Source organism: Pseudomonas sp. Eth.TT006, assembly GCF_054456575.1.
In genome coordinates this window covers 388213-407725 of sequence record NZ_JBTJEN010000004.1, presented here as the reverse complement: position 1 = coordinate 407725, position 19513 = coordinate 388213, and the positions used below count along the sequence as shown (strand labels likewise).

22 protein-coding genes and 4 tRNA genes are annotated in these 19513 nt (G+C 59.1%); 16 read left to right on the top strand and 10 right to left on the bottom strand.

Annotated elements, in window-relative coordinates; all coding sequences use genetic code 11:
- Positions 1-242: 242 nt before the first annotated feature.
- Positions 243-1577 (bottom strand): prephenate-dependent tRNA uridine(34) hydroxylase TrhP, encoded by a 1335-nt coding sequence (trhP, locus tag ACXR0M_RS09610; RefSeq protein ID WP_458831668.1) that lies wholly within the window; start codon positions 1575-1577, stop codon positions 243-245.
- Positions 1578-1788: 211 nt separating this feature from the next.
- Here trhP and ACXR0M_RS09605 point away from each other — a divergent pair, with 211 nt between their 5' ends.
- Positions 1789-2850 carry an AI-2E family transporter gene (locus tag ACXR0M_RS09605; protein WP_458831667.1) on the top strand — a complete coding sequence of 354 codons (1062 nt, stop codon included), beginning with the start codon at positions 1789-1791 and terminating at the stop codon, positions 2848-2850.
- Here ACXR0M_RS09605 and ACXR0M_RS09600 read toward each other — a convergent pair.
- The 3 genes from ACXR0M_RS09600 to ACXR0M_RS09590 all read right to left on the bottom strand — a co-directional run bounded on the left by ACXR0M_RS09600 (position 2847) and on the right by ACXR0M_RS09590 (position 4059).
- Entirely contained in the window at positions 2847-3029 is a 183-nt protein-coding gene (locus ACXR0M_RS09600) for a hypothetical protein (protein ID WP_458831666.1), read from the bottom strand. The two genes, ACXR0M_RS09605 and ACXR0M_RS09600, sit on opposite strands and share 4 nt — an antisense overlap.
- Before the next feature lie 102 nt (positions 3030-3131).
- Positions 3132-3326, bottom strand: coding sequence for a hypothetical protein (locus tag ACXR0M_RS09595; RefSeq protein WP_047597446.1), 195 nt, complete (start codon positions 3324-3326; stop codon positions 3132-3134).
- A gap of 382 nt (positions 3327-3708) precedes the next feature.
- Positions 3709-4059: a hypothetical protein gene (locus ACXR0M_RS09590; RefSeq protein ID WP_458831665.1), complete on the bottom strand. Its 351-nt coding sequence runs from the start codon at positions 4057-4059 to the stop codon at positions 3709-3711.
- Between the two features lie 256 nt (positions 4060-4315).
- Between ACXR0M_RS09590 and ACXR0M_RS09585 the strand changes: the two genes are divergently transcribed.
- Together ACXR0M_RS09585 and ACXR0M_RS09580 are read left to right on the top strand one after the other, a co-directional pair.
- Positions 4316-5134: a shikimate 5-dehydrogenase gene (locus tag ACXR0M_RS09585; RefSeq protein WP_458831664.1), complete on the top strand. Its 819-nt coding sequence runs from the start codon at positions 4316-4318 to the stop codon at positions 5132-5134.
- A gap of 210 nt (positions 5135-5344) precedes the next feature.
- A complete protein-coding gene (locus tag ACXR0M_RS09580) occupies positions 5345-5863 on the top strand; it encodes a cupin domain-containing protein (RefSeq protein ID WP_458831663.1) in 519 nt (172 codons plus the stop codon).
- A 131-nt stretch (positions 5864-5994) separates the two neighbouring features.
- On the opposite strand, the gene ACXR0M_RS09575 is transcribed toward ACXR0M_RS09580, so the two are convergent.
- Positions 5995-6639, bottom strand: coding sequence for a YceH family protein (locus tag ACXR0M_RS09575; RefSeq protein WP_458831662.1), 645 nt, complete (start codon positions 6637-6639; stop codon positions 5995-5997).
- A gap of 125 nt (positions 6640-6764) precedes the next feature.
- Between ACXR0M_RS09575 and ACXR0M_RS09570 the strand changes: the two genes are divergently transcribed.
- Entirely contained in the window at positions 6765-7274 is a 510-nt protein-coding gene (locus ACXR0M_RS09570; RefSeq protein WP_458831661.1) for a DUF1993 domain-containing protein, read from the top strand.
- 146 nt (positions 7275-7420) lie between these two features.
- On the opposite strand, the gene sstT is transcribed toward ACXR0M_RS09570, so the two are convergent.
- Positions 7421-8653 carry a serine/threonine transporter SstT gene (gene sstT / locus ACXR0M_RS09565; protein WP_458831660.1) on the bottom strand — a complete coding sequence of 411 codons (1233 nt, stop codon included), beginning with the start codon at positions 8651-8653 and terminating at the stop codon, positions 7421-7423.
- A gap of 330 nt (positions 8654-8983) precedes the next feature.
- On the opposite strand from sstT, the gene ACXR0M_RS09560 reads away from it, so the two are divergent.
- Positions 8984-10147 (top strand): MFS transporter, encoded by a 1164-nt coding sequence (locus ACXR0M_RS09560; RefSeq protein ID WP_458831659.1) that lies wholly within the window; start codon positions 8984-8986, stop codon positions 10145-10147.
- Here the strand turns inward: ACXR0M_RS09560 and nhaR are convergent.
- Positions 10142-11041 carry a transcriptional activator NhaR gene (gene nhaR, locus ACXR0M_RS09555; protein WP_458831658.1) on the bottom strand — a complete coding sequence of 300 codons (900 nt, stop codon included), beginning with the start codon at positions 11039-11041 and terminating at the stop codon, positions 10142-10144. The two genes, ACXR0M_RS09560 and nhaR, sit on opposite strands and share 6 nt — an antisense overlap.
- Positions 11042-11283: 242 nt before the next feature.
- Here nhaR and ACXR0M_RS09550 point away from each other — a divergent pair, with 242 nt between their 5' ends.
- Complete coding sequence (locus ACXR0M_RS09550) at positions 11284-11526, top strand: hypothetical protein (protein ID WP_458831657.1); 243 nt, start codon at positions 11284-11286, stop codon at positions 11524-11526.
- 28 nt (positions 11527-11554) lie between these two features.
- On the top strand, positions 11555-12304 hold the full coding sequence (locus tag ACXR0M_RS09545) for a TerC family protein (protein WP_458831656.1): 750 nt from the start codon (positions 11555-11557) through the stop codon (positions 12302-12304).
- 185 nt (positions 12305-12489) lie between these two features.
- Here the strand turns inward: ACXR0M_RS09545 and ACXR0M_RS09540 are convergent, their stop codons facing one another.
- Positions 12490-12657, bottom strand: a complete 168-nt coding sequence (locus ACXR0M_RS09540; protein WP_458831655.1) for a hypothetical protein — start codon at positions 12655-12657, stop codon at positions 12490-12492.
- Positions 12658-12890: 233 nt separating this feature from the next.
- Here ACXR0M_RS09540 and ACXR0M_RS09535 point away from each other — a divergent pair, with 233 nt between their 5' ends.
- The 3 genes from ACXR0M_RS09535 (at position 12891) to ACXR0M_RS09525 (ending at position 14075) form a co-directional block, all read left to right on the top strand.
- Positions 12891-13562, top strand: coding sequence for a peptidase C39 family protein (locus tag ACXR0M_RS09535; protein ID WP_458831679.1), 672 nt, complete (start codon positions 12891-12893; stop codon positions 13560-13562).
- 87 nt (positions 13563-13649) lie between these two features.
- Positions 13650-13856, top strand: coding sequence for a DUF6021 family protein (locus tag ACXR0M_RS09530; RefSeq protein WP_458831654.1), 207 nt, complete (start codon positions 13650-13652; stop codon positions 13854-13856).
- A 12-nt stretch (positions 13857-13868) separates the two neighbouring features.
- A complete protein-coding gene (locus ACXR0M_RS09525; RefSeq protein ID WP_458831653.1) occupies positions 13869-14075 on the top strand; it encodes a hypothetical protein in 207 nt (68 codons plus the stop codon).
- Positions 14076-14199: 124 nt separating this feature from the next.
- On the opposite strand, the gene pbpG is transcribed toward ACXR0M_RS09525, so the two are convergent.
- Together pbpG and folD are read right to left on the bottom strand one after the other, a co-directional pair.
- Positions 14200-15138 (bottom strand): D-alanyl-D-alanine endopeptidase, encoded by a 939-nt coding sequence (pbpG, locus tag ACXR0M_RS09520; protein ID WP_458831652.1) that lies wholly within the window; start codon positions 15136-15138, stop codon positions 14200-14202.
- A gap of 231 nt (positions 15139-15369) precedes the next feature.
- Positions 15370-16224, bottom strand: a complete 855-nt coding sequence (folD, locus tag ACXR0M_RS09515) for a bifunctional methylenetetrahydrofolate dehydrogenase/methenyltetrahydrofolate cyclohydrolase FolD (protein ID WP_458831651.1) — start codon at positions 16222-16224, stop codon at positions 15370-15372.
- A gap of 275 nt (positions 16225-16499) precedes the next feature.
- Between folD and ACXR0M_RS09510 the strand changes: the two genes are divergently transcribed.
- From ACXR0M_RS09510 to clpP, 6 genes are all read left to right on the top strand, one after another.
- Positions 16500-16576: transfer RNA gene (locus ACXR0M_RS09510), tRNA-Arg, on the top strand.
- A gap of 32 nt (positions 16577-16608) precedes the next feature.
- A tRNA-His gene (locus ACXR0M_RS09505) sits at positions 16609-16684 on the top strand.
- 58 nt (positions 16685-16742) lie between these two features.
- A tRNA-Leu gene (locus ACXR0M_RS09500) sits at positions 16743-16827 on the top strand.
- 76 nt (positions 16828-16903) lie between these two features.
- Positions 16904-16979: transfer RNA gene (locus ACXR0M_RS09495), tRNA-His, on the top strand.
- A 399-nt stretch (positions 16980-17378) separates the two neighbouring features.
- Positions 17379-18689 carry a trigger factor gene (tig, locus tag ACXR0M_RS09490; protein WP_027614582.1) on the top strand — a complete coding sequence of 437 codons (1311 nt, stop codon included), beginning with the start codon at positions 17379-17381 and terminating at the stop codon, positions 18687-18689.
- Positions 18690-18781: 92 nt separating this feature from the next.
- Complete coding sequence (gene clpP, locus ACXR0M_RS09485) at positions 18782-19417, top strand: ATP-dependent Clp endopeptidase proteolytic subunit ClpP (RefSeq protein ID WP_007951559.1); 636 nt, start codon at positions 18782-18784, stop codon at positions 19415-19417.
- Positions 19418-19513: the final 96 nt, after the last annotated feature.

Sequence of the window (19513 nt, the reverse complement as noted above, 5' to 3'; positions counted from 1 at the left end):
AAGCTGCGGCACGCTGCGATCTTTTGATTCTGCTGTTGAAAATCAAAAGATCGCAGCCTCGTTTCACTCGACAGCTCCCACAGTGGGCGGTGGTGTCGGCGGATTTTGTATTCGGGGCTGAGGACCATCCTGTAGGAGCTGCGGCACGCTGCGATCTTTTGATTCTGCTGCTGAAGATCAAAAGATCGCAGCCTCGTTTCACTCGACAGCTCCTACAGGGTCCTGCGGCAGCTGTGAAGGATTCAGCTCGTCAGGTCGCGCATCAATAAGCCGAAGCGCAGATCCACCGCGTCCGGAATCGGCAGGTACACCGTGTGCCCGTCCCCCGGCGCCACTTCGATCGCTTCACCTTTGGCACTCTGCAACTGCTGCAGATCGAAGTGAAAGTTGCCCTTGGGCGTCATCAGTTCCAGATGATCGCCCAACGCAAAACGGTTCTTCACCTTGACCTCGGCCAGACGGTCGCGGCGTTCGCCGGTCAGCTCGCCGACGAATTGCTGGCGCTCCGAGACCGAGCTGCCGTTCTGATAGTTCTGGTATTCGTCATGCACATGCCGGCGCAGGAAACCTTCGGTGTAGCCGCGTTGCGCCAGTGATTCCAGATCGTTCATCAGGCTGCGATCGAATTCGCGCCCGGCCACGGCGTCGTCGATTGCGCGGCGGTAGACCTGGGTGGTGCGTGCGCAATAGAAGTGCGACTTGGTGCGGCCTTCGATCTTCAGCGAATGCACGCCCATGCGGGTCAGGCGTTCGACGTGCTGCACCGCGCGCAGGTCCTTGGCGTTCATGATGTAGGTGCCGTGCTCGTCTTCGAATGCCGGCATCAATTCATCCGGGCGATTGGCTTCCTGCAGCAGAAATAGCTGATCGGTCGGCGCGCCGATGCCCAGCGTCGGCTCCGGCTGGAAGGTCTGCACGATCTCGCCGAGCTGGTTTTCCGTGGCTGGCTGCGCCGAATATTTCCAGCGGCAAGCGTTGGTGCAGGTGCCCTGATTGGCGTCACGTTTGTTCATGTACCCGGACAGCAGGCAGCGCCCGGAATAGGCCATGCACAGCGCGCCATGCACGAACACTTCCAGCTCCATGCCCGGTACCTGCTCGCGGATTTCGCCGATTTCCTCCAGCGACAGCTCTCGCGAAAGGATGATCCGGCTCAGCCCTTGTTGCTGCCAGAACTCGACGCTCGCCCAATTGACCGTATTGGCCTGCACCGACAGGTGAATCGGCATCTGCGGGAAGTGGCGACGCACCAGCATGATCAGGCCCGGGTCGGACATGATCAGCGCGTCCGGCGCCATCTCGATCACCGGTGCCAGGTCCTTGAGGAAGGTTTTCAGCTTGGCGTTGTGCGGGGCGATGTTGACCACCACATAGAAACGCTTGCCCTGCGCCTGCGCTTCGCGAATGCCGAGCGCGAGGTTGGCGTGGTCGAACTCGTTGTTGCGCACCCGCAGGCTGTAGCGCGGTTGTCCGGCATACACCGCATCGGCGCCGTAGGCGAAGGCGTAGCGCATGTTCTTCAGGGTGCCGGCGGGGGCGAGCAGCTCCGGCGCGGCGAGGGGAAGGTCAGGGATCATGGCGGCATCAGTCGCAAAAGCGCGGCAGGGTAGTGCAGCTGTGAGGGCGGTTTATTGATCTGGATCTATCTTTGCGTGTGCAGCGCTGACCTGCGCGCTGACGGCGATTGCCGATCGGCAACTATGCTCCATGAACAAAGATGGCACTCGCGCGCGCGGCGGCGGACTAAGGTTCGAGGCGTGCGAGACGCCTGACTGACATGGATCGGACATGAACGAGAAAACCCTGCAATTCAAATCCCTCACCGTGCTGTTGGTATTGGTGACGGTCGCTTTCATCTGGATTCTGCTGCCGTTCTACGGTGCGGTGTTCTGGGCGGTGATCCTCGGCATCCTGTTTGCGCCGATGCAACGCCGGTTGCAGCAGAAATTCGGCTGGCGCCGCAACCTCACGTCGTTATGCACCCTGGGCATTTGCCTGGTCATCGCGATTTTGCCGGTGATCATTCTCAGCGTGCTGCTGGTTCAGGAAGGCGCGGCGGTGTACACCCGCATTGAAAGCGGGCAGCTGGACATCGGCGCATATCTGGCGCAGTTCAAGCACAGCCTGCCACCGTATTTTCAGCATTTGCTCGACCGCTTCGGCCTCGGCGAACTCAACGGCTTGCGCGAGAAAATCGTCAAGGCGTCGATGCAGGGCAGCCAGGTGCTGGCCAGTCAGGCGTTCAGCTTCGGCCAGGGCACGTTCGAGTTCGTGGTCAGCTTCGGCATCATGCTGTATCTGCTGTTTTTCTTTCTGCGCGATGGCGCCGAACTGGTGCGCAAGGTGCGCACTGCCGTGCCGCTGGAGGAGAATCACAAGCGCCGTCTGCAGTTGAAGTTCAACCGCGTGGTGCGCGCAACGGTGAAGGGCAACCTGGTGGTGGCGGTCACTCAGGGCGCTTTGGGCGGGGTTATTTTCTGGTTTCTCGACATCCCCAGCGCGTTGCTGTGGGCGGTGCTGATGGGCTTTCTGTCGCTGTTGCCGGCGGTGGGCGCGGGAATTGTCTGGGCGCCAGTGGCGCTGTATTTCCTGCTCAGCGGGATGATCTGGCAGGGCGTGGTGTTGGCGTTGTTCGGGGTGTTTGTGATCGGCCTGGTGGATAACCTGCTGCGCCCGATTCTGGTGGGCAAGGACACGCGCATGCCGGACTACATGATCCTGATCTCGACCCTCGGCGGTCTCGCGGTGTTCGGCCTCAACGGCTTCGTGATCGGGCCGCTGATCGCGGCGCTGTTCATGTCCAGTTGGGCGCTGTTCGTCGAGACCAAGCCGAAAGTCCAGTTGCCTTAAGCGTGGAACGCGGCGCTGACGATTTTCTGCGACAGCGCCTGGGCTGCCGGCAAGGATGTGAGCGGGCCGCTGATCGGCTCGCCGTCGCGCATCAGATACCAGCAGGCGAGCAAGCCTGACGCTCTGAGTGAAGCGGGAACCGCGCTGCCGATAACCGACATGATTTGAACCTGAGCCATGACAAGTACCTCCATCAATCTATGGAGCTACCTTAGAGATTCATCGCGCTCAGGAACAATCAACGCTCTCGATAGTGGACATTGATAACGCTGAGGACTGATTCAGTCGACAACCTGATCGAGCATGTGCACCACTTCGTGCTCGTTGAGCAGGCCCTTGTGCACCAGATTCTCCGCCAGCAGCGAAAGAAACTTGGCGCAGCGGTGGCCTTCCAGGTGCTTGAGTTCGGTCAGCGCGCTGTACACCTTGCTGGAGGTGCACAGGCCAACGATGCGGTGTGGATTCTGTGTAGGCATGGAGTCGTCCTTGTTGTTATCAACCTGTTTTTTACGGACGGATTCAGAGTGCGGTTCCGTCATGACAAAAAGATGACCGTTCTGCGTGTTGTCCGCGACGGTCGAATCCATCATGCCGACTTTAGCCGCTCAAACTGTCCCGACAGCGACCTCCAGCCGATATTTTCAGACGTTGCCCGACCGACGGTCATAAAAAAGCCCCGCTTTAAAAAGCGGGGCTTCGTTTTGCAGGTCGGCAGCAGGGAGAGAATCTGCTGGCATTCCGCGTCTGACTACGATCCCTGTAGGAGCTGCCGCAGGCTCGGGCCGCGATCGGACGATCTTTTGATCTTGCTTTCAAAAATCAAAAGATCGCAGCCTGCGGCAGCTCCTACAGAGGGTGTTACCAGCGCGGGCCACCGTAGTAGCCGTGTGGCCGGCCATAGTAACCGCGCGGTGGACCGTAGTAGACCGGGCCCGGCACGTAAACCGGCTGTTGCACATAGACTGGCGCCGGCTGGTAGTAGACCGGTGGCGGCGGCTGTTGCACGTACACCGGTGCCGGTTGAGCGTAAACCGGCTGTTGCACGTAGACCGGACGGTCCTGGTTGATCAATGCCGAGCCGATGATGGCCGAGCCGACGATCGCACCAAATACCGCCGGACCCTGCCAGCCACCGCCGTGGGCTTCTGCCTGACCTGTGATAGCGCATGCACCAATCAACAAGGCCACGATGGGGAGTTTACGAATCATGATAATTCCTCGGTTCTTCGACCCGGCGTCCGGGCCTGCACCAGGCCCACAGTTGTCGCGGGGATACTGCTATGACAGTGAAATTCTGAAAATCAGCACAGGCGCTGGGTAAATTTTGTGTAAGGTCTGTACCGGCTTCCTTACCGAGGGGGCAAAGGGGCGCGCGACCCGTTGCAGACAGGCGCCAATGATCGTTCAGAACCCGATGGAATGGCTAACTCCGTCCATCCGAAAGTCCGTTTGAAGGAGAAGTTTCATGCAGATGAATCCCAACAAAGACACCCAACTGTGCATGTCCCTGTCGGGGCGCCCGGGGAATTTCGGTCTGCGTTTTCATAACCATTTGTATGAGCAATTGGGCCTGAATTTCTATTACAAGGCGTTCAGCAGTGAGGACTTGCCGGGGGCGGTGGGCGGGATTCGCGCCTTGGGGATTCGCGGTTGCGGCGTGTCGATGCCGTTCAAGGAAGCGTGCATCGCGCTGGTCGATGAGCTGGATGCGTCGGCGGCGGCCATCCAGTCGATCAACACCATCGTCAATACCGACGGCCATCTCAAGGCCTACAACACCGACTACATCGCCATCGCGCAGTTGCTGCGGACCCACGCGGTGCCGCAAGACACCACGTTCGCCCTGCGCGGCAGCGGCGGCATGGCCAAGGCGGTGGCCAGTGCCCTGCGCGATGGTGGCTACAAAAATGGTCTGATCGTCGCGCGCAACGAGCGCGCAGGCCGGGCCCTGGCGAATTCGCTGAGCTATCGCTGGCAGGCGGAACTGGGTGAAGAACGCCCGCAGATGCTGGTCAACGTCACACCGGTGGGCATGGACGGCGGTCCCGAGGCCGGGCAATTGGCGTTCGAGCCTGAGGTTATCAAGGCTGCGGATATCGTGTTCGATGTAGTGGCGATCCCGTCGGAAACGCCGCTGATCGTGCGCGGCCGGGCCGAGGGCAAACAGGTGATTACCGGGCTGGAGGTGATTGCGATCCAGGCGCTGGAGCAGTTCGTGTTGTACACCGGCGTGCGGCCGAGTGAAGAGCAGTTTGCGGCGGCGGTGAATTTCGCCCGGAGTTAAAGCATCAGAAGATGCAGTGAATGAGTTGGCTCCATCGCTGGCAAGCCAGCTCCCACAGGTATTAAGTTGGACCACGATTAAGTTAGCAACTTCGGTCCCTGTGGGAGCTGGCTTGCCAGCGATGAATTCAGCTCGATTAGCCTGCTGCCTATACTACGTCCTCAGCAAGCAAAGACTTGCCCCTCATAAAAACCTGATCGAGGCCCCTCCATGCATCCGCCGATCCTCAACCTGCACCAGGTCGAACTCGAACCGCTTCCCCCGGCCTTCGCCCCCGAAGGCGAAACCGCTGGCCGCTATCAGCAAAGCATGGCGCGCATTGGTCAGCAGTTGGGCGCGCAGAAACTGGGTTACCGTCTTTACGCATTGCCGCCGGGCATGCGCGGCAGTCCGTTTCACAGTCATCGGGTCAACGAAGAGATGTTTTATGTGGTGGCTGGCGAGGGCGAGGTGCGGCTCGGTGCCGAACGCTTTCCGATCCGCGCGGGCGATGTGATTGCCTGCCCACCCGGCGGCCCGGAAACGGCGCATCAGATCATCAACACCAGCGCCGCCGAGCTGCGTTATCTGGCGGTCAGCACTCAGCAGCAGCCGGACATCTGCGAGTACCCGGATTCGAATAAATATGCGGTGATGGACAACTTCAAGGTCGATGCCGACGGCAAGGCGTCGGGCTTTGTTGCGGTAGCGCGGCTGGCGGATGGGGTGGATTACTGGGAGGGTGAATAAATCGAGATCTGCGCCTTGGCGCAGAACCTGTGGGAGCGGGCTTGCTCGCGAATGCGGTGTGTCAGTTAACGATGATCCAACTGACACGGCCTCTTCGCGAGCAAGCCCGCTCCCACAGGGGTATGTAGTGATTATTCGAGGCGGGCCAGGCGTTCTTCCAGCGCGGCAATCCGCGCCTCCAGCTCTTCAATGCGTTCAACCGAAACACCGCCGCTGGCACGTTCCCCGGGATTCTGTCGTGCCGCCAGAATCGCCTCGATGTCCGCCGGATCGCCCAGCGCATGGGTGTAGCGGTCTTCACGCTGACCGGCCTGACGCGGAATCAATACCGCCAGCCCGCGTGCGATCAGACGCTCAAGCTGATGCATGACTTGCTCGGCATCTTCAAAATCATGCATGCGCCCGCTGCGGGTCAGCAGCTCATTGACGGTCTGCGGGCCGCGCAAAAACATCAAACCGGTGAGAATCACCTGGGCCGGCACCAGCTCCAGCGCCTTGTCGAGCTTGTGCTCCCAGCGGTCGGCGCGGCTGCCCATCACCAGTTTCGCGTAACCCTGGCTTTCCAGCGCCCGCAGGCTCTGGCCGACTTGGCCCTGGGTCAGGTTCATCACCGGCTCGCGGCTGGTTTTCTGGTTGCAGGCCAGCACCAGCGCGTTGAGGGTCAGCGGATAGGTTTCCGGGCTGGTGGCCTGTTTTTCGATCAGCGAACCCAGAATGCGGATTTCCGTGGCGTTGAGCCGTGGTTCGTCGGTGATGTTTTCAAGTTCGGTGGTCATCGCGCGTTCCCTCTGCTGTCCAAGGCGCCTAGCCTAATCCCTGGCCAATAAAAGGCAAGCCGCGTGGTCATCAAGCATGGCTATAATCGCCTCCACGTTCCACCCAGCCACCACACGAGACTGCCATGACCATTTCCCTGTACGCCGCATCCATCCCGGTTTTTCAACAAATGCTCAACGCGCTGAGCGATGTCCTGAAAAAGGCTGAAGCCCACGCCACCGAAAAAAACATCGACCCGAACGCCTTCCTGCAGGCGCGCCTGTTCCCGGACATGTTTCCGCTGGTGCGTCAGGTGCAGATCGCCGTCGACTTCGCCAAGGGCGTTTCTTCGCGTCTGGCCGAAGTCGAAATCCCGAAATACGACGACAGCGAAACCACTTTCGCCGAGCTGCAGGCACTGATCGCCAAGGTGCTGGCCTACATCGGCGAGATCAAGCCGGAGCAGATCAACGGCAAGGAAGGCATCGAGATCGTCACCCGTCCGGGCACGCCGAAAGAGAAGCGCTTCAGTGGCCAGGCTTACCTGCTGAGCTACGGTCTGCCGCAGTTCTTCTTCCACGTCACCACCGCCTACGCGCTGTTGCGTCATAACGGTATTGAAGTGGGCAAGCGCGATTACATGGGCGCGTACTAAAACGCCCGGCAACAAAAAAGCCCGCCAAGGTGTGCGCCTTGGCGGGCTTTTTGTTGGGTGAATCACAAGATCGCAGCCTGCGGCAGCTCCTACAGCGAAACGCATTCCAAATGTAGGAGCTGCCGCAGGCTGCGATCTTTTGATCTTCAAGCGGTGCGTTGGGCTTTCGCTTCCTCACCCAGGCATGCCGCTGCGGTAAACAGCACGTCGGTGGACGAGTTCAGCGCGGTTTCCGCCGAGTCCTGCAACACACCAATGATGAAACCTACCGCCACCACCTGCATGGCAATCTCGCTCGGGATGCCGAACAGGCTGCACGCCAGCGGGATCAGCAGCAGCGAACCGCCGGCCACGCCAGAAGCGCCACAGGCGCAGATCGCCGCGACCACGCTGAGCAGGATCGCGGTCGGAATATCCACGGCAATCCCCAGGGTGTGCACGGCGGCCAGGGTCAGTACGGTGATGGTGATCGCCGCGCCGGCCATGTTGATGGTCGCGCCCAGTGGGATCGATACCGAATAGGTGTCTTCGTGCAGGCCCAGGCGCTTGCTCAGTTCCAGATTGACCGGAATGTTCGCCGCCGAACTGCGGGTGAAGAACGCGGTGATCCCGCTTTCGCGCAGGCACTTGAGGGTCAGCGGGTACGGGTTGCGACGCAGTTTCCAGAACACGATCAGCGGGTTCATCACCAGCGCCACGAACAGCATGCAACCGAGCAATACGGCCAGCAGGTGCGCGTAACCGATCAGCGCGCCGAAACCGGAAGTGGCGAGGGTCGAAGCCACCAGACCGAAAATGCCCAGCGGGGCGAAGCGGATTACTACGCGCACGATCAAGGTCACACCGTTGGACAGGTCGCCCAGCACTTCACGGGTGGTGTCCCCGGCGTGACGAATGGCGACGCCCATGCCGATCGCCCAGGCCAGAATGCCGATGAAGTTGGCGTCGATCAGCGCCTTCACCGGATTGTCCACCACGCTCAGCAACAGACTTTGCAACACTTCACCAATCCCGCCCGGCGCCGTCACGGCGACGTTTTCGGTGGACAGCACCAGATGCGAGGGGAAGGCCATGCTGGCGATCACCGCTACCACCGCCGCAGCGAAAGTGCCCAGCAGATACAGGAACAGAATCGGCCGGATATGGGTTTCCTGACCGTGCTTGTGGTTGGCAATCGAGGCCATCACCAGCACGAACACCAGAATCGGTGCCACGGCTTTCAGCGCCGAGACGAACACTTTGCCGATGAACGCGGTGCCTTTCGCCGCTTCCGGCGCGAACATCGCCAGGGCGATACCGGCGATCAGGCCGATCAGGATCTGCGCGACCAGGCTGAGGTTTTTCAGACGTTGCAAGAGAGAAGGGGATGAAACGGTCATAACGGCATCTCTGTCTTTTTATAGGGTGCAAGGTTGCGTGAAACCGGAGATACATCGGGGGCAGGTCACCGGCACGAACCGAAAGGGTTGACGCTTCAACGCGGTCAAGCAGGCGCTGAACAGGGGTACATTTTTCAGGGCGCGGACTTTATCACAGCGTAGGCCTTATCCTTCAGGCCTGTGACGATCTGCCACCGGATTGATCGGCCAGTCGGCAGGTTTGTGCAACTCAGCGCCGACACACTCTGTTAAGATTCGCCATCCTCATTTTAATAGTTGCCAGCGGGCCTTCCGGTCATCGCTGGTGTCGTCGTTTTTGCTGGAGTGCTCATGCTGTTGCCCATCCTTCTGTTGTCCGCCGCCGGATTCACGGTGCTGACCACCGAGTTCGTCATCGTCGGCCTGCTGCCGGCGATTGCCCGCGACCTCGCGGTAACCATCCCGCAGGCCGGTCTGCTGGTGACTCTATTCGCTTTCACGGTGGCGCTGTTCGGCCCATTCTTGACCGCCTATTTCGCCCGCTTCGAGCGGCGCAAGCTGTTCATCAGCATCCTGATCATGTTCGGCCTGGCCAATACGGTTGCCGCGCTGGCACCGAACATCTGGGTCATGGCCATCGCCCGCTTGATCCCGGCGCTGGGCCTGCCAGTGTTCTGGGCGCTGGCCAGTGAAACGGCGGTGGACATCGTCGGCCCGGACCACGCCGGCCGTGCCATTGCCAAGATCGGCTTCGGCATCGTCTGCGCCACGGTGTTCGGCATTCCGGTGGGTACGCTGATTTCCGATGCGTTCGGCTGGCGCAGTGCATTCGCGATTCTGGCGTTGATCGCATTTGCCAAGGCCTTGCTGCTGTTTGTGTACCTGCCGAAAACCAGCCTGCACCAGCATCAGGTCAGCTTCGCCTCGCAATTCAAGATCCTGCGCAGCCCGCTGATGCTCGGCCATGTGCTGTTGTCGGTTATGGTGTTCAGCGGCATGTTCACCGCCTACACCTATCTGGCCGACATCCTTGAGCGTCTGGCCGGATTCAACGGCACCGTGGTTGGCTGGTGCCTGATGGCCTTTGGCGCGGTCGGCTTGATCGGCAACTCGCTGGGCGGCCGTGCGGTGGATCGTCACCCGTTGGGCGCTTCGGTGCTGTTCTGCGCATTCATGATTGCCGGCATGGTTTCGCTGGTGCCGAACATTCATTCACCGCTGGGTCTGGCGGTGGCGATGGGCATCTGGGGTGTGACTCAGGCGGCGCTGTTTCTGGTCAGCCATGTGCGCCTGATGAAGGCTGCGCCGGAAGCGCCAGCGTTTGCCGCCTCGCTGAACATCGCCGGGGCCAATCTCGGTATCGGTCTGGGCGCGATGGTCGGCGGTCGTGTCATCGACAATGCCGGTCTCGGCTTTGTCGGTTTCGCAGCCGCCGGCTTCATTCTGTTGTCGGTGTTCCTTGCCATGGTGCTGATGACGCTCAAGCCGCGGGAAGCCTGCGCCCAGGCCTCATAACGCGGTAAACAACTCGCGTCGGGCACCTTCGGTAATCGCAACGATGCCGGGGTGCTTGACCTTGCGCTCCACGGAAATGGCATAGAACGACTCGCTCACCGCATCGGTCTGGCCAATCACCTCGACGCCGTACTGGCGTCTGACTTCATCGGCAATCACGCTCGGGCCGATGAAAATCCCGCTGCCGGATTGGCCAAACGCCTGCATCAAGGCGCTGTCATCGAATTCTCCAACGATTTTCGGCTGGATCTGCTGCTCGGCGAACCAGCGCTGCAGACGGCTGCGAACCACGGTTTCCGCGCCGGGAATCAACAGCGGCGCACCGTTGAGACTGCGCGGAAAATCCTGCCCGTATTGCGCCGCCAACTGTGCGGTGGCGAAAAAACTGATCCCGCATTCCCCAAGCTTCTGGCTGTAGCCCTTGATATCGAGGTGCGACGGCATCGGGCTGTCGGAAATCACCAGGTCCAGACGCTGGATCGCCAGATCTGCCAGCAGTCGTTCGAGTTTGTCTTCGCGGCAGGTGATGCGTAGCGGCTCGTTGAGCTCCATGGTCGGCGCAATCAGACGATAAACGATGGATTTCGGTACCACGTCCGCCACGCCGACGCGAAACAGGATCTGCTGTTCATTGGGCTGGGCGCGCAGCATCAGCTCCAGCTCGCCGCCCAGCTGGAACATTTGCTCGGCGTAGGGCAGGGCTTGGCGCCCGGCTTCGGTCAACTCAAGTTGCCGACCGACGCGCTGAAACAGTTCGATGCCATAGGTTTGTTCGAGCAGCGAGATCTGCCCGCTGATGGTCTGCGGTGTGAGGTTCAGCTGTTCGCAGGCGCGCACGATGCTGCCGGTCTTGGCGACCACCCAGAAGTAATGCAGTTGTCGGTAATTGAGCATTGATGACCCCCCCCTCACCTGTAGGAGCTGCCGAAGGCTCGGGCCGCGATCGGACGATCTTTTGGCTTTTAAGAACAAGATCAAAAGATCGCAGCCTGCGGCAGCTCCTACATGTATTGATTCGTAAAAACCGAAGTATAGCCGCTAAAAATACGAATTTTCCTGAAGTGTCTGCCTCCCTAGAATGCCCATCCATCGACACGTGGTCTGTGACCCGGTCTGCTCATGCGAAGGGGAGCCTCATGAAATACACATTTCCAGCACTGATGATTGGATCTTTACTGCTTATGGCCGGTTGCGACCAGGCTGAGAAAAGCGCTCAGCAGTTGATGGGCAAGGCCGCCGAAAGCGCCAAGCAGGCCATCGACGATACGCATAAAGCTGCGGAACAGGCGCTCAGTGACGCCACTGGCGGCCTGATCGAGAAAAAACCAGCACCGGAAAAAGACGCGGAAACATCCGAATCTTCCTCCAAAGCCATCTAAACCGTCTGACAAGAATCAGGACTGACTCATGGAATATCTGTTAGAACTCGTCGCCAGCCCCGCCGCCTGGGTTGCTTTGGCCACACTGGTGGTGATGGAGATCGTGCTGGGCATCGATAACCTGATCTTTATTTCGATCCTGACCAACAAGCTGCCGGTGCAGCATCGGCAGAAGGCTCGGCGCATCGGTATCGGCATGGCGCTGATCCTGCGTCTGGCCCTGTTGAGCACCATCGCCTTTATCGTGCAGTTGACCACCCCGGTGTTTGAAATCATGGGCCAGGCGTTCTCCTGGAAGGACATGATCCTGATTGCCGGTGGTCTGTTCCTGGTGTGGAAGGCCACGACCGAAATTCATCACAGCATGGACCCGGCGCCGGAAGACCCGAAAACCGCGACATCCACCGTGACCCTGGGTTTTGCTGCGGCGATTGGTCAGATCCTGATGCTGGACATGGTGTTCTCCATCGACAGTATCATTACTGCAGTGGGCATGACCGAGCACTTGCCGATCATGGTGATCGCGGTGGTGGTTTCGGTGCTGGTGATGCTGTTTGCGGCCGAGCCGCTGGCCAAGTTCATCAATGACAACCCGACGGTGGTAATGCTGGCTCTGGGCTTCCTGATCATGATCGGCATGACGCTGATCGCCGAGGGCTTCGGCGCCCACGTACCGAAAGGTTATGTGTACGCGGCGATGGCTTTCTCGGCAGCGATTGAAGTGCTGAACATGCTGTCGCGTCGGGCGAAGCAGAAGAAGCTGGCGCAGCAGGTGTAAACCGCAACAAATAAAAAGGCCCGCTGGACTCCTGGAGTTCAGCGGGCCTTTTTGCTTGATGGGCGCTTTCGCTTTATGTAGGAGCTGCCGCAGGCTGCGATCTTTTGATCTTGATCTTTTGATCTTGAAAGTCAAAAGATCGCAGCCTGCGGCAGCTCCTACAGGGTATTGCGTGAAGCGATCTGTCAGTGCGCTGCCGCAGGGCGGGCGTGGTGTTTTTCCTGCCGTTGAGTCGGTACCGACTCGACAGGATGATGGTGGCGCCGCGCAATGCGCAGCACGCCCCACAGCATGGCGGTGGCCACGGCCAGCCAGCCGGCGATCAACATTACAATGGTCATGGTCAGGCTCATCAGTGCCTCCTCTCTGCCCTGCGTCGGGCATCCTCTTTTTCAATTCGCTCTGTTTCAGTGACAGTCTAGTCAACGCGGTGTTTCAGGCTATTGACCAAAGGTCGTTGATGACCAATCAGTTCGCTCTATGCAAACGCCCGGTCTGCGGTTTAAGGCTATACCGCAGGCGTGCGCCGCCCTATGATCGCAGGCGTTGCCGGAACACGATGACCGGCGCTGATCAGAGAGTGACGATGGTGCGGGTATTGATGCGATTGCGAGGGGCGTTGCTGGTGGCCGGCTGCGCGGCCGTGTTGGCGGGGTGTGCGGGCAGTGTCGCGCCGCAGGTCAAGCGCCTGCCGGAGCGGGTCGAGCTCAGCGGTACGTTCTATCGGGGTGAAGCCAACCAGAGTGGCCCGCAAGTGCTGGCCAGCCTGTTATCGCAGCAGGGCATCGTGATCACCCCGGGCCTGCTGGAGAAACCGTTGCATCTGCCGGGCGCGCAGGATCAGTTGCAGCAGAACCTGCAGAACCTTGCGCGCGAATACGGCATGGTGGTCTATCCGCTGGACAGCAACCTGCCAGCCTTGCTGACCCAGGTCGCGGCCGGTTATCCGGTGATGGTGCGCTTCAGCGAGGGTTCGGCGTTCTGGTCTGAACCGCGTTACGCGATTCTTTCCGGCTACGATCGTTTGAAACAGAAAGTGCTGTTGCGCGCCGGCATGAATCGTCGCGAGTTGATGAGTTTCAGCTCCTTCGAATCGGCGCTGGAAAAATCCGGTGGCTGGGCGGTGCTGATCCAGAAGCCGTCGCAGATTCCCGCCGAGGTCGATCGTCAACGCTGGCTCAAGGCCGCCGATGCACTGGCGCAGGCCGGGCAGGAGCGTGAAGCGGCGCAGGCGAGAAAGGCCTTGGCCGCGCAATAAGTCCGTTCGTCATCTGCCGGGCACCCTCACGCCCGGCAGGCCTCCTACCGATAGAACCCGAATGAACGGGTGATTCAGGAGGCGAGCATGGCAGATTCCCCATCCCCGAAAGGCCCACACTCGAGCGAGCATTCGTCCGGCAATGATCTGGGCTTCGATCCGGATTCCCCGGAGCTCGACGATCCACAGGTCGACCCTGTCGGCCCGGCCAAGGCGCCGAAAGACGTGGAGTCGGGCGAAGACAGTAAGCGCCCGGCCAAGCCTTATGATCCTTTGGCTGATCTGAAACCCTGAAGTGAGGTGCGTATGAGTACCGATTCCAGCTTCGATGACAAACATCCGGACAGCGTGCCGACCACGCCCGAGGAAGAGGTGGATCCAGTTCTGGACCCGGACAGCCCGCTGCGGGACCCGTTGGCTCGGCCGACTGTGCTGACCCCTGGTCATGATCGCGAGCCGAGTGCCGGTGATGGCATTCCCGATGACGATAAAATGCCGCTGCCCAATGATTGATTCACATCACTGGGGCACAGACTTGTGGTGAGGGGATTTATCCCCGAGGGTCGCGTAAGCGGCCTTTTTTGTGAGGCCTGCTGCGCAGTCCATCGGGGATAAATCCCCTCGCCACAGGTATCCCTTACTTCGACGCTTCGACCACGCCGCTCTGGCGACTCTTGAGGTTTTTCTCGGCCTTGTATTGCTGGGCGACGGCGGGAACGTTGGCGCTGCGGCCGGTTTCCACCCAACTGCGGATGCGGCTGGCATCGGCGAAATGCGTGTACTTGCCGAAGGCATCGAGAATCACCAGTGCCACCGGGCGGTTGCCCATCCGTGTGACCAATACCAGGCAATGCCCGGCCGGATTGGTGAAGCCGGTCTTGGTGATCTTGATGTCCCAGTCAGCCTTGTTCACCAGGTGATCGGTATTGCGGAAACCCAGGGTGTAATTGGGTTTGCGGAACGCCACGGTTTTTTCCTTGGTGGTGGTCAGCTCGCTGAGAATCGGGTGCTTGCTCGCGGCCACCAGCAGCTTGCTCAGGTCGCGGGCGGTGGAGACGTTGCGCTCCGACAAACCGGTGGGTTCCACGTAGTGGGTATTGGTCATGCCCAAGGCTTTGGCCTTGGCGTTCATCGCGGCGATAAATGCGGCATAGCCACCCGGATAGTGGTGGGCCAGGCTGGCGGCAGCGCGGTTTTCCGAGGACATCAAAGCGATCAGCAGCATCTCGCGCCGTGGCAGTTCGCTCTTCAGTTTGACTCGGGAGAACACGCCTTTCATTTCCGGCGTGTGGCTGATGTCGACGTCGATCCATTCATCCATGTTCTGGTGCGCTTCAACCACCACCAGCCCGGTCATCAGCTTGCTCACCGAGGCGATCGGCACGATCACGTCCGGGTTGCTGGAATAGATGACTTTGTTGGTCTGCAGATCCATGAGCAGGGCGCTGCCGGAGGCAATCTTCAGTTGCGAGGCGTCTCGTGGCGCGGCGGTGGTTTCAGCGGCGTTGACGGTTGGCGTGATGAATGTGCCTGAAACAGCAAATATCAGGCTCAGGATCGAAAGACGAATTTTCACGCGGGTGAACTCATAAAAAAGTTGGATATTCCGTTAGTTTGTAACGGGTTATTTCTTCAAAACGTCGCATTTTAGGAGTATGGCTGAAGATCTGTCGATGGTTGTTTGAATGACCTGAAAATCTCGTGAAAAGGCCTGTAAAAAGAGGGGTTTCCGGCGAACGGTTAGTGTTTTTTCTCGGATACGAAAAACCCCGCACAAGGCGGGGTTCTTTTATCGCGGAAAAACGCTTCAGGCGTGCAGGGTTTCTGCTGCGTAGAGGGTGTTTTCCAGCAGGCAGGCGCGGGTCATCGGACCGACGCCGCCTGGCACCGGCGTGATCCAGCCGGCGCGGGGCAGGGCGGTTTCATACACCACGTCACCGACCAGTTTGCCGTCGTCCTGACGGTTGATGCCGACGTCGATGACGATCGCGCCTTCCTTGATCCACTCGCCTTTGACCAGGCCCGGCTTGCCGGCGGCCACGACCACCAGATCGGCGCGGCCGACGTGGCCGGCCAGATCCTTGGTGAAGCGGTGCGTGACGGTTACGGTGCAACCGGCGAGCAGCAGTTCCATCGCCATCGGACGCCCGACGATGTTGGACGCGCCAACCACCACGGCGTCCAGACCGTAAAGATCCACGCCGGTGCTTTCCAGCAGGGTCATGATGCCCTTCGGGGTGCACGGACGCAGCAGCGGGATGCGCTGGGCGAGGCGGCCGACGTTATAAGGATGGAAGCCGTCGACGTCTTTGTCCGGGCGGATGCGTTCCAGCAGTTTGGAAGCGTCCAGGTGCTCGGGCAGCGGCAATTGCAGCAGTACGCCGTCGATCGCCGGGTCGTCGTTGAGGCGATCGATCAGATCGGTCAGCGCTTCTTGAGTGGTTTCGGTAGGCAGGTCGTAGGCTTGAGAGAGGAAGCCGACCTCTTCACAGTCTTTACGCTTGTGCGAGACATAAACCTGAGAGGCAGGATCGCTGCCGACCAGGATCACCGCGAGGCCGGGAGTGCGCAGGCCTTGCTGGCGACGCTCGGCAACTCGTTGGGCGATCTGCTGGCGCAGGCTGGCGGCGATCGATTTGCCGTCGATTAGTTGTGCAGTCATTGCGCGTGATTAACCATCGAGAGGGGAAAAAAAGAGAACGCATTCTCGCATGTCAGACGGTGAGGGCAAAGGCGCTTGGTCAGCAAATTCCCCTAACTCCTTTAATTAAATGAATTTTTTTCAAAAAGGATTTGACGACCTTGGGAGCGCTCTATACTATTCGTCGCACTTGTCGGGCACAGCCTAGCACTGGTTAAGAAGGTCCAGCGGAATTAGCGTTCTGCGAGGCTGGAAAGCATTTAGTTTGTAGTCCTCCAAGAGTACAGATTAATAAGGCGCCCGTAGCTCAGCTGGATAGAGCATCCGCCTTCTAAGCGGATGGTCGCAGGTTCGAGTCCTGCCGGGTGCGCCATTAGGCAGCTTTGGCACAAGTAACGCGATATGGTGGGCGTAGCTCAGTTGGTAGAGCACGGGATTGTGACTCCCGTTGTCGTGGGTTCGATCCCCATCGTCCACCCCATATTTCGAAAGGCGCCAGATGTAACAGTCTGGCGCCTTTGCTTTAAAAAGCTTCATCCGCGGATGTGGTGGAATTGGTAGACACACTGGATTTAGGTTCCAGCGCCGCGAGGCGTAAGAGTTCGAGTCTCTTCATCCGCACCAATCAAAGCTTCATTCATGCCGCAGGCCTGATGAAGTTCAGCAAAGAAGTTGAATGGCTTTTTTGTGACGCAATATGGTGGGCGTAGCTCAGTTGGTAGAGCACGGGATTGTGACTCCCGTTGTCGTGGGTTCGATCCCCATCGTCCACCCCATATTTCGAAAGGCGCCAGATTTAACAGTCTGGCGCCTTTTTTGTTTTACGGCTTGTGGTTGGGTTGCACAAGGTTTCGGGTCGCAAGGGCAGGGCGTTTCGTCCTGTCTTGAGGTTTGCGGCGGGTGTGCCGACCACCGGCGATGTTCGCGGATCGGCCGTCAGGGAGATGGCTCGCAGTCTCTTCTATATATAGAAGCGGTTGCAGCAGAGCCTTGGCGCAAAGATCCTTATTCGTCTTCGGGGTGGAGTGCATGGCTGCATTCACACCTATAAATGGCCTGCTGTTTTTTTACCCGTTTTCAGTAGGGTGACTTCTTGAGTTTGACCCACTAGAATGCATGCCCTTGATTCTGGGGTCGGAAACGGCCGGCTAACGTCTGTGCAACGAGGAATATCCATGCAAGTTTCTGTTGAAAATACTACTGCTCTTGAGCGCCGCATGAGCGTCACCGTGCCGGCTGAGCGCATTGAGAGCCAGGTCAACAAGCGTCTGCAGCAGACTGCCCAAAAGGCCAAGATTGCTGGCTTCCGTCCAGGCAAAGTGCCAATGAGCGAAATCAAGCGCCGTTTCGGTGCTGACGCTCGTCAGGAAGCTGTTGGTGATGTCATCCAGTCCTCCTTCTACGAAGCTGTGGTTGAGCAGAAGCTGAACCCTGCCGGTTCGCCTTCGATCGAGCCAAAGTCGCTGGAAGCCGGCAAGGACCTGGAATACGTAGCCGTATTCGAAGTGTTCCCTGAGTTCACCGTTGCCGGCTTCGACGGCATTACTGTCGAGCGCCTGAGCGCTGAAGTGGCTGACGCTGATCTGGACAAGATGCTGGACATCCTGCGCAAGCAGAACACCCGTTTCGAAGTGGCCGATCGCGCTGCCCAGAACGAAGATCAGCTGAACATCGATTTCGTTGGCAAGGTTGACGGCGAAGCGTTCGCTGGCGGCTCGGCCAAAGGCACTCAGTTGGTACTGGGTTCCGGTCGCATGATCCCGGGCTTCGAAGAAGGCCTGGTGGGCGCCAAGGCTGGCGAAGAGCGCGTTCTGAACCTGACATTCCCAGAGGACTATCAGAACCTGGACCTGGCGGGCAAAACCGCCGAGTTCACCGTGACCGTCAACACTGTTTCCGAGCCTAAGCTGCCTGAGCTGAACGAAGAATTCTTCGCCCAGTTCGGCATCAAGGAAAGCGGCATCGACGGTTTCCGCACCGAAGTTCGCAAGAACATGGAGCGTGAACTGCGTCAGGCCATCAAGTCCAAGGTCAAGAATCAGGTCATGGACGGTCTGCTGGCCACCAACCCGATCGAAGTACCGAAGGCGCTGCTGTCCAACGAGGTTGATCGTCTGCGCGTGCAGGCCGTTCAGCAGTTCGGTGGCAACATCAAGCCTGACCAACTGCCGGCCGAGCTGTTCGAAGAACAAGCCAAGCGCCGCGTAGTGCTGGGCCTGATCGTGGCTGAAGTGGTCAAGCAGTTCGACCTGAAGCCTGACGAAGCTCGCGTTCGTGAAATGATTCAGGAAATGGCCTCGGCCTACCAGGAGCCTGAGCAGGTTGTGTCCTGGTACTACAAGAACGAGCAGCAACTGAACGAAGTCCGTTCGGTTGTGCTGGAAGAACAAGTTGTGGATACTGTTCTGCAGAAAGCTAGCGTGACCGACAAATCGGTCTCTTACGAAGAAGCGGTCAAGCCGGTAGAAGCTCCAAAAGCCGACTGATTGTTTTTGCGTTAGAAAGTACACACATAAGCCAGCCTTCGAGCTGGCTTATGCGTATTCAAGACATAACTATTTGGGAGTGACTGCAGAGCATGTTCCGTAATTCGTATATTCAGCAGAACTCTGATATCCAGGCCGCAGGCGGCCTGGTCCCGATGGTTGTCGAGCAATCTGCTCGTGGCGAACGCGCCTATGACATCTACTCGCGCCTTCTGAAGGAGCGCGTCATTTTTCTGGTGGGTCCTGTAGAGGACTACATGGCCAACCTGATCTGTGCGCAATTGCTGTTCCTTGAAGCGGAAAACCCGGACAAGGACATCCATCTTTACATCAACTCCCCGGGCGGTTCGGTGACGGCGGGCATGTCGATCTACGACACCATGCAGTTCATCAAGCCAAACGTATCGACGACCTGCATTGGTCAGGCGTGCAGCATGGGTGCATTCCTGCTGACCGCCGGCGCCCCCGGCAAGCGTTTCTGCCTGCCGAACTCGCGCGTGATGATTCACCAGCCACTGGGTGGTTTCCAGGGCCAGGCATCGGACATCGAAATCCATGCCAAGGAAATCCTCTTCATCCGCGAGCGCCTGAACACGCTGATGGCCAAGCACAGCGGTCGTACGCTTGAAGAAATCGAGCGCGACACCAACCGCGACAACTTCATGAGTGCAGAAGCTGCGAAGGAATATGGTCTGATCGACGAAGTGATCAACCAGCGTCCTGCGTAAAATAAGCAGCTCAAAATAAGGTGGGTCGGCAGGTCCGACCACCTGCGGGCTTGAAAAAGCCCGCAATAGCCTTCATCTTGTGTTGCAAGCCTATCG